Origin of the sequence: Spongiibacter sp. UBA1325, assembly GCF_002306875.1 — a bacterium.
Taxonomy (GTDB): domain Bacteria; phylum Pseudomonadota; class Gammaproteobacteria; order Pseudomonadales; family Spongiibacteraceae; genus Spongiibacter; species Spongiibacter marinus.
On the sequence record NZ_DBTD01000009.1, the window covers coordinates 375,619 to 386,848 of the forward strand.

The window sequence follows — 11,230 nt, forward strand, 5'->3', positions numbered from 1 at the left end:
TTGCAAAATAACTAACGATAAAAAAATAACTAGGGTGAATGAAAAATGAAACAACAGCCCAGAAAACTGGCCTTGTCGCTGTTGGTCGCCGCGGTTACCGCCGCGCAATCAACACAGGCTGCTGAAGGTAATACAACGCGTGGTAGTCGCCTGTTGGAAGAAGTCATGGTGACGGCGCAAAAGCGTGAAGAAGATTCGCAAGACATTCCTATTATGATCAGCGCCTTCGGCGCAGATAAACTCGATGCCTTCGGTATAGAGGCGACTGCCGACCTGCAAAAAATCACTCCGGGACTGACCTTTACTTACGCCTATGGCTACACGGTTATTTACCTGCGCGGTGTGGGGACGGACGCCTTTCTACCCAATGCCGACCCGAGTATCGCTACCTATATAGACGGTATTAACATTGGCCCCAGTCAGGGTAAGCAAGACACCCTCGGCGCCGTTCAGCGGGTAGAGGTACTTAAGGGGCCACAGGGCACCCTGTTTGGTCGCAACGCGACGGGTGGTGCGATCAGCATCGTGACTGAAGATCCACCGGAGGAGTTTGTCGGCACCCTGAAAACGGAGTTCGGTAACTACAATGCCGAGTCCTACCAGTTGTATATGGGTATGCCGATTACCGACAATATCGGTGCCACGGTATCGCTGTTTAAAAGTCATCAGGACCTCTACGGCCGCAACGAGGTGTTCGGTGAGCCGGGGCCAATGCGCGACGAGTTCGCCGAAGGCGCGCGGGTTAAAATTCGCTGGGATATCAGCGACACCTTTAACGCCACCCTGATCGGTTCCTACGGTAACCAGTTCACCAGTAACTCACTGTCGCAGGAAAATACGCGGCCATCGCCCGTGTTGTTGGCTGGTGTTGAGCCCGACGAGCGCGACCGTGTTTGGCACAACAACAAGCTCGGTGGTAACTCCACCATGAACGAGCTTTACGGCGGTATTTTTGAGTGGCTGCCGGGCCCGGTTGATGTGAAGTTCATCTACTCTGAAAACTACGCCGATGTTGATGAGGCGCACTACGACCTGGACTCCACCGAAAAGTCGGAGGCCTACTTCTACAGCGCGGACCAGTTCAACAATCAGAAAACCTACGAATTGCAGGTGCTTTCTAACGAAGACACCTGGCTGTCTGAGCATGTTGAATGGGTAGCGGGCTTGTACCGCTTGGAAGGCGAGGGCGGCTTTGGCAGTTTGTACCTAACGCTTAACCCGCTGGGTTTAGGGACTAACCTGGTGGGCTTGCCACTGCCTGATTTACTCGAGCCAATCCTCGGGCCGATTATCAACCAAAGCCCGGATGTGGTGCTGGGTAATGGCGGTATCCTGACCACCGAGTCCAACTCGGCCTATATGCAGGCGACGTGGTTTACCACCAGCTGGTTGAACCTGACCGCCGGTGTGCGCTACCAGGAAGAGACACGCGGTATCACCAATAGCTATCTCGATGTTGTGAACCCGCTGGTGGGTAACCCCCCCAACGAGTACTACAAGTCGGGTGATCAGTCGCAGAATATTCGCCTGGCGGATTTCAGCGCGCCCGATCTGGAAGAAAAAACCTTGTCGCCCCGTTTGGCTGTGCAGCTTTTCCCCACTGAAAATCTGCAAATTTTCGCCTCGGCGCAGCGCGGCTATAAGAGCCCGACTTACAATATCGTTAACTTCTTCACCAACCCCAACCCGGTGGAGCGCGAAGAAGTTACCGCCTTTGAACTCGGCTTTAAGTCCGACCTGCTCGATGGCGCGCTGCGTTTGAACGGCGCAGTGTTTAAAACGAAAACAGAGGGACTGCTGACCGCCTTGGTGGCCATTCCTTCGGGCGGTATTGTAAGTTTCCGCAACGCCGGAACCGCTGAAATTGAAGGTGCAGAAGTCGACTTCCAGTGGCAGCCAATGCCTAACTGGAATGAAGGGCTGGTAATCACCGGTGGCGCGACCTACCTGGATGCGTACTACACCGAGTACAAAGACGGTGCGGGTTTCGACGACGACACCGGCTTGTACTTCGGCCCCGACAGTCTGCTAGGGGATACCTCGCGCGACTTCTCGGGTAACCGCATTGTGCGCACACCGCGTTTGACCTCAAGCTTGTCGTTGAACCAGTTCATTCACGCTGGCGACTGGGGTGCCTTTGAAGTGGGCGTGGATTACTACTTCAACAGCGGTTTTAACACCACCGCGCAAAACTCTCCCCACTATGAGCAGGATCAGTACGAGCTCTGGGATGCGCGTCTGTCTTATTTCTACGACCCATTGGGCATTCAAATCACCGGCTTTGTTCGCAATGCCAAAGACAAAGAATATGCCCAAGCCATTATTCAGCAGGACTTTGGTCGCACCGAAACACTGGCGCCACCCAAAACCTATGGCGTGAAACTGAAGTGGGACTTCGACACCTTGTTCTAAGCATGTTGTAGGGCGTGTGCCCAACTAGCGTTTTGCCGGGATCCCTGCTTGCACATCCCGGATTTTTCCACCATCCAATAACAAGAGGAATCGCTATGAAAACGTTAACTACCCACCTTGCGGGTTTGCTCGCTGGCGCGACATTGTGTGTAGCCAGCGCATCGGCGCAAGCGCAGCAGGGCCTGTTGGCGATCTTGCCGATCGGTGGCGGAGCGCCGTCGCTGTCTGCACTCGATCCGGTAATTATGCCGCTGACCGATGCCGGCGTGCTGCCACGCGGTTTGCAGAACATGGACCTGTTAATCGGTGTGGGCATGGAAGTGCTCACTAATGAAAACGGCCCTATGGATACGCTGGGCGGCCTTGGCGGCCCCATCACTGCCCAGTTTGTGCCAGTGTTGGATGTGCTGATGACTGACCCCGGCAATACACCCAACTATTTGTTCTTTGAGGGCGGCACCATCATTGGCCCCAATCTCGCTATTCCGTTTGATATTCCCTTGGTTAACGCGCCGCTGTAAGCGGCGATAACCACCCCTCCACTCCAGTGTGACCTTTGCCAGCGCTGACCCCGCTGGCCTTTTTTTGCCTGCTATTTTCTCCGTCACGCCTATTGAGGCGCTGTGCGTTCTGCGTTTCACTAAGCGCAGCACGGTGTCGGGGTGGGCAAATGATCATTGCGCGAAAAACAGCTTACTTGATTGCTACGGGCACTCTGATTGCTGCGGCTGCGCTTTACCTGGGGCGCGGCGCTGATACCTCTCCCAGTGCGGTAACGCCCACTCCAACTGGCCAACAACGCGGCGAGAAAAGCGTACGTCACCAGGCGCTGGTGCAAAGCCCAAGGGGGGATGCCAGCCAAGCAACTGAGGGTTTGACCGACATGCAGCGTCGAGCCCAGCAGCGCGAGCAGGCATTCACGGCGGCGTTTACGGGGTGGTATCAACCACCCGCCGAGTGCGAAGACATCCAGTCGGACGCGCAAATGCTGAAATGCGCCAGCGATAAATTGGCCGCCAAGCGCCGTTTCCGCCAACACTATGAGGCCGCGGAGCCCTAGGCTGCGTGGAAGGCAAGTCAATATGGATTACTCATTGATCAAGGCGCTACACATCAGCGCGGCGCTGAGCAGCTTTGCATTCTTTTTGCTGCGCGCCACGTGGTCACTGCGTGCCTCGCCTATGATGCAGCGGCGGTGGGTGCGGGTGTTGCCCCATGTGCTCGACACCGGCCTGTTGGCGCTGGGTGTCAGCCTGATGATTATGCTCAGTGCCTGGCCGCAGCAAACGCCCTGGCTGGCGGCAAAGCTCTCTGCCTTGCTGCTGTACATCGTACTGGGCAGTGTTGCGATAAAGCGCGGCCGCAGCCCTCCGCAAAAGGCGGTTTTCGCTGCGTTGGCGGCGCTGGTCTTTCTCTATATGCTCAGTGTGGCCTTTAGCCATAACCCACTGGGGTTCCTGGCGCTGCGCTAGTAGCGCTTTTATGCCACGCGTTGCAGCCGTCGCGGCGGCCTACTGGGGTAGTTGGGGCCGGTGGGTTCGGAGTGCTCCAGCAGATAGGCCTGCACCGCATCGCGTACCGCGCGTCCGCCACCCTCAACACCGTGATGCCCAAACAGCCGATTAAACTCCAATACATAGGGATGGTTGCCCACCATGGCAATATCGAACCCTGCGTGATTGATATCCAGGCTGCGGGCTAAGTGCAGGGCGAGCTGAGTGGCCGCCTCGGGAACGGCGCCGTGGTCGCACAAGCCGCCCTTGGCGACATTGTTGTAAAAGCCCTGTTCAGATTGCAGACGCCAGTACGCCGAGAGTACCTTGTCGCCGATCACTACCACGCGAATATCGCGGTCGATCGGCAGGTACTCCTGAACGTAGATCACGTCACTGCGTTGCAGGTAGCGCTCCCAATCGGCGCGATCGCCGATCAGCCATACCCCGTCGCCCTGGGAGGCCTTGGGTAATTTGGCCACAAAGGGCAGCAACATGTCGTGCCATACCCGCCGCGCGTTTTCAGGCGTGTTCGCCAGGATAAGCGTTTGCGGGCAATGCCCGGGGGCGATAATTTCAAAGGCGCGCGTCATCTCAATTTTATTGTGGCCGAGCCGATAACTGGCCTCGCTGGGGAAAACCCGCGCGTTCAGGCCATAAACCAGTGCATTGAGCTGCCAGTACTCCGGGTAAAGCACCCAGTCGGCATTGCTTATATCTTCGCGACAACGAAAAATATCGTCGGGTTTGAGGACTTGTGTATCGGCGAAGCCGAGGCTGCGAAACACATCGAAAGAGATCCAGGCCATGGTATAACACACGCAATTGAACGGCGGGTTTTTACGGTGAAATGCCCGGTCCGTCAATAGTAGTAAAACGGAATTTTTAGCAGTTTTTTCAAGGAGTGATCGGCAGTGAAACAATGGTTATTCAAAGGGGTGATTGTCGTCACCGGGGTGGCGTTGCTGTGGATGTTTCGCGTGGCAATTATCGAGCAGTTTGGTCAGCGCATGATGAATAACGTCCAGCAGTTACAAACGCAAAATCTGGAGCGCATCGCCGCGCACCAGGCGGCCCAGCAAGCGCAGCGGGACGCCGAGCAACAGCGCATTCTCCAGCGAAAAGCGGCGGCGCGGGCAAAGGCAGAGCGGCAGGCGAAATTAGAGCGGGCTTTCGAGCAGCAGTACACGGCGCCGGGCGGCTGCCATAACTGGCAATCCGATCGGCACATGGTTGAGTGCGTTAATCACCGCATGCGCGCCAGGCGGGCATTTTACGAGGCGCAGGATAAGCGCCTGCCGCTAACGCAACGTGACGGGGCGAGCGTGCGCAGCGCCGGCTGACGGCGAGCACGATATACCGCCGCCTAAGCCGTTTGTGCCTTGCGACGCTCCAGGTAGCAGGGCAGCATAACGAACCACTCTCACCGGACGAGCGCCGCAATGACCGCCTTTACCGACAGCAGCTACTACTCACAGACCTTCTCAGAGCTTGAGATGCAGGATCAATGCATCGAGGGTGTGGAGTTTGAGGGCTGTCACTTCAAACAGTGCAATTTCTCTCAGGCCAGTTTTCAGCGCTGCAATTTTGTCGACTGCGAATTTGAACAGTGCGACCTCAACTTACTGGACCTTGGCTACAGCAAATTTTCAGACAGCCTGTTTCGCGACTGTAAAATGCGCGGCGTGGATTGGTCGAAAGTTTCCTGGCCACGGGTATTGTTTGCCGCGCCGGTGCAGTTCTTTCAGTGCCTGTTAGACGACGCCTCGTTTTACGGCCTGCAATTACCGGAATTGATCGTGGAAGACTGCCGGGCCTGTCGCGCAGATTTTCGTGAGGCAGATCTGAGTCAGGCCAGTTTTCAACGCAGTGATTTAAGCGGTGCGCAGTTTTCAAAAACCGTTCTTGAGCGCGCAGATTTTCGCGACGCACAGAATTATCACATTGATATTTTTCACAATCGCATTAGCGGCGCAAAATTTACCCGCTACGAAGCGCTTAGCCTGCTCGACAGTTTGGAAATTGAACTGAGTGACTAGCATTTTTCGCTAAAAAATCCGCTTTTTTCCGCGCATTGATTCACCGTCTCAATACTAATTATTGCTGCGCTGAATGCGTAAAATGTATGTATGATCGCGACATAAATAATGCGGTAGAATTTGTCCGTTTTTCCCTTGCGATCCGCTTTTTCAATCTATATCGTGCCCGACAAATTTGCTGTCGATAGGTGACGCGCGGTGTGTTTCACGCTCTGCATAAACTATCGAACAGCGTGTTCATTCCCTGGCGATGTAGAAGGAAAACACCATGCGTAACACATTCTCTGCTTTGGTTCTGGCGAGCGGTATTGCTGCAGCGTGCCCAGCGCTTGCTGAAGAAGACCGTTATTTTGGCGCCGCGGCGGGACAGTTCTCCGTAACCGAAAGCGGTGAAGAAGCGGAGCCGGCCTTTGCCTTTTTGCGCTATGGCATGGAATTTAACGACTACCTGGCGGCCGAGTTCCGCGCAGGTATGGGGCTGGGCGATGACAGCGTCAATATCGAGGGAATGGCAGTGGAAACTGAGCTCAAGCAACTGCTCGGCGCCTACCTGAAAGTGGGTTACCCCGTAACAGAAAGCATTTATCCCTATGTATTGCTCGGCGCGTCGCACACCAAATTTAATGCCTCAGTGGCGCAGCGCCTCGGCCGAGTCACGGTTAGTGAAAAGCGCGACAGTGTTTCCTACGGCCTGGGCGTCGCGTTTGAAGTGAGCGACCTGCTGGCGATTACCGTTGAGCAAACCCGCTACACCGATAAAGACGAGCTGGAAATGGACGGCTTGAGCATCGGTTTTAGCCGCAACTTCTAACGCAAGGCGGGCCTCGTGCCCGCTTACTGCCGCGTTTTCAGCAGGTAGTCAAAAATCGGCAGGGTGATGTTGAAATTGCACGCGGCCATTTTATCGCGCTGATGATGAACGCGGTGGCTGTGTCGCAGAGAGCGCCAGCCAGGAATACAGGCAAATACCCGTTCGGCCGCCGCGCCCTCGGGAATGTGATAGCTAAAGTGCAGCACCTCGTACAGCAGGTAGCCGCCGATCGCGGCGATCACATAGAGGTAGGCGATGTTTGGGTTGGCGATCTGGTTTAACACCAGCGCGCCGGGTATTGCCAAGCCGACAATAAACGCCACGATCAAATAGCTGGGAAACAGCACCACGCGCCAGTCCCGCGAGTTGGCGTAGTCCATATCGTCGTGCAGAAAAAAGCTGTGATGATCGCCGGTGTGGCGTTTGTAAAATAATCCGCCCAGTCGGGTTTTGCGGTGCCCCAGCCAGCGATGGGCGTAGTACTCGGCAAAGTTCACCACTATTAAGGTAATCGGCAGCGCCAGGTACTCGGCAGGCGAGGGCTGCTCGGTTTGCATAACGGCGTAGGCGATCACGGCTAGCCCCATCGCCGCCACAATAAACATGTGCAGCCAGCCGGAATAGTAGGGGCTGATGTCGCGGCGGTAGCGCTCTCTAAACGCCAGCATGGCATCGCGTTGCATGGTGTCTCCTCCTGTAAAGCTGCCCAGAGCATAGCTATTGAAGTGGGTCTTGGGTAGTGGCTTACGAGAGTTGTTTGAAGCACCGACTTTCAATCTTGAGCGTGGCGCGAGCCGGGCGGTAGTGGAAGTGGCGGCAGGCCGTTACTATAAGCGCTACATATTTATCGCCATGGACCCTGCCAGTGCCGAGCCAACCTGCTGATACCCCGTCGCCTGCCAGCACTCTGCGCCGCGTTGCGCTGCTACTCGGCCCTGGCTTGCTGGTTGGTGCGATGCTGCTGCCTGCACCGGCGGGTATGAGCGACTCCGCCTGGCTGTGTGCGGCGCTGGCGTTGTGGATGGCGCTTTGGTGGGGCACCGAGGCCATTGCCATTCCCGCTACGGCGCTGCTGCCGCTGCTGTTCGCACCCATCATCGGTCTGTCGCCCCTCAAGGCGGTGGCGGCGGCCTATGCCCATCCGATTGTGTTTCTGTTTATGGGCGGCTTTATGCTCGGCCTGGCCATGCAGCGCTGGCAGTTGCACCGGCGTTTGGCGCTGACCATATTGTGCCGCGTGGGCGCGGAGCCGCGTCGGCAAATTGCCGGCTTTATGGTCGCTACCGCCTTTCTAAGTATGTGGGTAAGTAATACTGCCACCTCGGTAATGATGCTGCCGATAGCGATGTCGGTAATTGGTCTGTTGCCTGAGTCCCTGGGCGCCGCAAGGCGCAATTACGCTATCGCGTTGCTGTTAGCCATTGCCTACAGTGCCAGTATTGGCGGCATGGCTACCCTGATTGGCACGCCTCCCAATGCCCTGCTCGCCGCCTACTTGCAAAGCAGCCACGGCATTGAGGTGGGTTTTGCCCAGTGGATGGGCTTGGCGCTGCCGCTGTCGCTTGCAATGTTAGCAATCTGCTGGCGGCTATTATGTCGCCGCGACTTTAGCGGCGTTGCCGACTACAGCAATGCCGATATCAGCCGCCAAGCGCTGAGGGAAATGGGGCCAATCACCACTGCCGAGCGCCGCGTGGCCATTGTTTTTTGCATGGCCGCTGCGGCCTGGATCGGCCGCCCCTTTGCCGAGCAACTGCTGCCGGGCTTAAGTGATACCGGTATTGCACTGGCGGCGGCGCTGAGCTTGTTTGTGATTCGCTCCGGTGTGCCGGGCAGCGCACTACTGGACTGGAAAACCACCGAAAAGCTGCCCTGGGGTGTGCTGCTGTTGTTCGGTGGCGGGCTTGCGCTGGCAGCGCTGATTGGCAGCTCGGGGCTGGCCGAGTGGATCGCCAGCCGTTTTGAACAACTGGCGGCGCTGCCACTGGCGCTCATATTACTGTTGATCGTGAGCGTAATGATTTTCCTCACCGAGCTAACCAGTAACACCGCCACCACGGCGGCGTTTTTGCCACTGCTCGGTGCGCTGGCGGTGGCTCAGGGGATATCGCCCCTGTTGTTTTGCTGCGCGGCGGCGTTGGCGGCCTCCTGCGCGTTTATGATGCCGGTGGCGACACCGCCCAATGCCGTGATCTTTGGCAGTGGCGAGCTGGAAATTCGCGATATGATGCGCGCCGGTTTCGCCCTGAATCTGCTGGGTATTGCGCTGGTGTCACTGTGTAGTTACGGTGTCATCACGCTGCTATGGCTGGCTTAGGAAAGCGCTGATGACGCGCACACTAACAACAACGATAACGAGGTAAACATGAATATTCCGATGATCTGCATCGCGGTACTGGGGCTGCTGTGTTTTGTGCTGGGTTTAAACGTCAGTATTGCGCGCACCAAGGCCAAGCGCGGTAGCGGCTGCCCAGACGACCCGAAAGACCCACTGCACAAAGCCATTCGCGCCCACGCCAACACGGTTGAATACGCGCCGGCGCTAATGGTGTTGATCTACATTGCCAGCCAGGCACAAATGGCCCTGTGGGTGATGTGGACCATGGTGGCCGTTACCGCCTGCCGCGTGCTGTTTGTGCTGGGCATTCTCACCACGCGCACCATGGCGCGCCCCAACCCCATGCGGTTTATCGGCGCACTCGGCACTTATGCGGGCGGTATTGCGCTAGCGGTAGAGGTGCTGTTTCAGGCGATGGGCTGGCGGGTAATGTAAGCCTGCCCTAGTCATCAAAGCGCGGCGGCCGTTTCTCAAAAAAGGCCGCTGCTGCCTCTTCAACATCCCCGCTTAAACCGTTCAAAATCTGATTGCGATTCTCCAGTTGCAGCGCCTGCTGCAGTGACTGGGCGTTAAGGTTTTCCCACATTGCCTGCTTGGTCGAAATCACGCCATAGGGACTGAATTCAGTGAGCGAGCGCGCCAGTGCCCGGGCGTCTTCGGCCAGTGCAACATCGCTGGTCAGGCGGGTGACTAAGCCCCATTGCTCGGCGCGCTCGGCATCGACCACACGGGCGGTCAACATCATGTCGTGGGCGCGACTGGCACCGATCAAACGCGGCAGGGTATAGCTCACGCCAAAGTCGCAACCGGAAACCCCCAGGCGAATAAACTGGCTGCAAAAGCGCGCTGAGCTTGCCGCTATGCGCAGGTCGCAGGCCAGTACCAAGGCCAGTCCGCCACCGTAGGCGTGGCCGTGCACGGCGGCAATAATCGGCTGCTGAATGCGGCGCATCAGCAGCGCAATATCGGCCATGTATTCCTGGGCGCGCATACCCGCGCGGCTTCCGGCTTTGATCTCGCCAATGGTGTCGCGCAGGCTGTCCGGGTTGTTTTGGTCGAGTAAATCCAGGCCAGCGCAAAAGGACTTGCCCGCGCCGCTGAGAATAATCACTCGCACGCGGTTGTCCTGATCAAGCAGGTGCAAAGCGGCCTTTAATTCGCGCATCAGTTCCCAGCTCAGCGCATTGCGGGACTGCGGGCGGTGCAGTTGCAGCTCGACAACCTGGCCTTCCAGCGGCGTGATGCGCAGGCAGTTAAAGTCGGGGTAATTGCTCATCGTATTAGTCCTTTTACGCCGCCTTACAGCACCATAAAGCCGCCGTCGGCGACGACGGTACTGCCCGTGGTGTAGCGCCCCAGGTCGCTGGCCAAATACAGTACCGGGCCGAGAATTTCGTCCGCGTCGGCAATACGTTTTTGTAAATTGCTCTGCAGAGTGGCCTCTTCAAAGCCCGGTACCTGGAAGCTGTTTTTCACCATGTCGGTCAGGTAGGTGCCGGGGGCCAGCGCGTTAACGCGAATGTTCTTATCGGCCCACTCGGCAGCCATCACTTTTGTCATGGCATTCAGTGCGGCTTTGGTGGTGGCGTAAAAGCCCATCAGTGCCGAGGGCTTTAAACCGCTAACAGAGATGACATTAATAATGCTGCCGCCGCCGCTTTTTGCCATATGGGGCGCCAGCCGCGAAGCCAAATACCAAGGCCCTTTCAAGTTCACATCCACCATTTTGTCGAACATGGCGGGTTCCAGTGCCGACAGCTCGCCAAAGGCCGGATTGATGCCAGCGTTGTTGATCAAAATATCCACCTTGCCCATCGCCTCCAGTGCTTGGCTGATTAAGGCGTCGAGGCTGGCGCAGTCGCCAGCGTGGGCAGCAATGGCCACGGCGCGGCGGCCGCAGGCGCGCACTTCCTCGCAAACGGCTTCGCAGGCCTCCAGCTTGCGACTGGCCACAATAATATCGGCGCCGGCTTTCGCCAGGCCGAGGCTCATGGCGCGCCCCAGGCCGCGACTGCCGCCGGTAATTAACGCGACTTTGCCGCTGAGGTCGATGTTATGCATGGTGATGGCTCCCTGTTTTTATCGTTGGTGGGCTGCGACCATAGTAGGTGGCAAAGTGGCGGCCCGCCAATGGCAG

The 11,230-nt window shown here is 57.2% G+C and carries 14 protein-coding genes; 10 read left to right on the forward strand and 4 right to left on the reverse strand.

The window, feature by feature from the left end; genetic code table 11:
• The first annotated feature begins 45 nt into the window (after positions 1 to 45).
• From B3K78_RS10300 to B3K78_RS10315, 4 genes are all read left to right on the forward strand, one after another.
• The gene (locus B3K78_RS10300; RefSeq protein WP_286695367.1) at positions 46 to 2,412 is read left to right on the forward strand and encodes a TonB-dependent receptor; all 2,367 of its coding nucleotides are present in this window, start codon (positions 46 to 48) and stop codon (positions 2,410 to 2,412) included.
• 95 nt (positions 2,413 to 2,507) lie between these two features.
• Complete coding sequence (locus tag B3K78_RS10305; RefSeq protein WP_286695368.1) at positions 2,508 to 2,933, forward strand: hypothetical protein; 426 nt, start codon at positions 2,508 to 2,510, stop codon at positions 2,931 to 2,933.
• Positions 2,934 to 3,082: 149 nt separating this feature from the next.
• A complete protein-coding gene (locus B3K78_RS10310; RefSeq protein WP_286695369.1) occupies positions 3,083 to 3,472 on the forward strand; it encodes a hypothetical protein in 390 nt (129 codons plus the stop codon).
• Between the two features lie 22 nt (positions 3,473 to 3,494).
• On the forward strand, positions 3,495 to 3,884 hold the full coding sequence (locus B3K78_RS10315; protein WP_286695370.1) for a SirB2 family protein: 390 nt from the start codon (positions 3,495 to 3,497) through the stop codon (positions 3,882 to 3,884).
• Between the two features lie 8 nt (positions 3,885 to 3,892).
• Here the strand turns inward: B3K78_RS10315 and B3K78_RS10320 are convergent, their stop codons facing one another.
• Positions 3,893 to 4,714 carry an ATP-grasp domain-containing protein gene (locus B3K78_RS10320; protein ID WP_286695371.1) on the reverse strand — a complete coding sequence of 274 codons (822 nt, stop codon included), beginning with the start codon at positions 4,712 to 4,714 and terminating at the stop codon, positions 3,893 to 3,895.
• A gap of 105 nt (positions 4,715 to 4,819) precedes the next feature.
• Between B3K78_RS10320 and B3K78_RS10325 the strand changes: the two genes are divergently transcribed.
• The 3 genes from B3K78_RS10325 (at position 4,820) to B3K78_RS10335 (ending at position 6,755) form a co-directional block, all read left to right on the forward strand.
• The gene (locus tag B3K78_RS10325) at positions 4,820 to 5,248 is read left to right on the forward strand and encodes a hypothetical protein (RefSeq protein WP_286695372.1); all 429 of its coding nucleotides are present in this window, start codon (positions 4,820 to 4,822) and stop codon (positions 5,246 to 5,248) included.
• Positions 5,249 to 5,347: 99 nt separating this feature from the next.
• Positions 5,348 to 5,944: a pentapeptide repeat-containing protein gene (locus B3K78_RS10330; RefSeq protein WP_286695373.1), complete on the forward strand. Its 597-nt coding sequence runs from the start codon at positions 5,348 to 5,350 to the stop codon at positions 5,942 to 5,944.
• Positions 5,945 to 6,212: 268 nt separating this feature from the next.
• Positions 6,213 to 6,755, forward strand: coding sequence for a porin family protein (locus B3K78_RS10335; protein WP_286695374.1), 543 nt, complete (start codon positions 6,213 to 6,215; stop codon positions 6,753 to 6,755).
• A gap of 23 nt (positions 6,756 to 6,778) precedes the next feature.
• On the opposite strand, the gene B3K78_RS10340 is transcribed toward B3K78_RS10335, so the two are convergent.
• Positions 6,779 to 7,438 (reverse strand): sterol desaturase family protein, encoded by a 660-nt coding sequence (locus tag B3K78_RS10340; RefSeq protein ID WP_286695375.1) that lies wholly within the window; start codon positions 7,436 to 7,438, stop codon positions 6,779 to 6,781.
• Between the two features lie 37 nt (positions 7,439 to 7,475).
• Between B3K78_RS10340 and B3K78_RS10345 the strand changes: the two genes are divergently transcribed.
• The 3 genes from B3K78_RS10345 to B3K78_RS10355 are packed head-to-tail and all read left to right on the forward strand — an operon-like array spanning position 7,476 to position 9,528.
• Positions 7,476 to 7,640 carry a hypothetical protein gene (locus B3K78_RS10345; protein ID WP_286695376.1) on the forward strand — a complete coding sequence of 55 codons (165 nt, stop codon included), beginning with the start codon at positions 7,476 to 7,478 and terminating at the stop codon, positions 7,638 to 7,640.
• Positions 7,621 to 9,072 (forward strand): SLC13 family permease, encoded by a 1,452-nt coding sequence (locus B3K78_RS10350; protein WP_286695377.1) that lies wholly within the window; start codon positions 7,621 to 7,623, stop codon positions 9,070 to 9,072. The genes B3K78_RS10345 and B3K78_RS10350 overlap by 20 nt, the downstream gene beginning before the upstream one ends.
• A 48-nt stretch (positions 9,073 to 9,120) precedes the next feature.
• The gene (locus B3K78_RS10355) at positions 9,121 to 9,528 is read left to right on the forward strand and encodes an MAPEG family protein (protein ID WP_204994977.1); all 408 of its coding nucleotides are present in this window, start codon (positions 9,121 to 9,123) and stop codon (positions 9,526 to 9,528) included.
• Between the two features lie 7 nt (positions 9,529 to 9,535).
• On the opposite strand, the gene B3K78_RS10360 is transcribed toward B3K78_RS10355, so the two are convergent.
• Together B3K78_RS10360 and B3K78_RS10365 are read right to left on the reverse strand one after the other, a co-directional pair.
• Entirely contained in the window at positions 9,536 to 10,369 is an 834-nt protein-coding gene (locus B3K78_RS10360) for an enoyl-CoA hydratase/isomerase family protein (RefSeq protein ID WP_286695378.1), read from the reverse strand.
• A gap of 23 nt (positions 10,370 to 10,392) precedes the next feature.
• A complete protein-coding gene (locus tag B3K78_RS10365; protein ID WP_286695379.1) occupies positions 10,393 to 11,154 on the reverse strand; it encodes an SDR family NAD(P)-dependent oxidoreductase in 762 nt (253 codons plus the stop codon).
• Between the last annotated feature and the right edge of the window lie 76 nt (positions 11,155 to 11,230).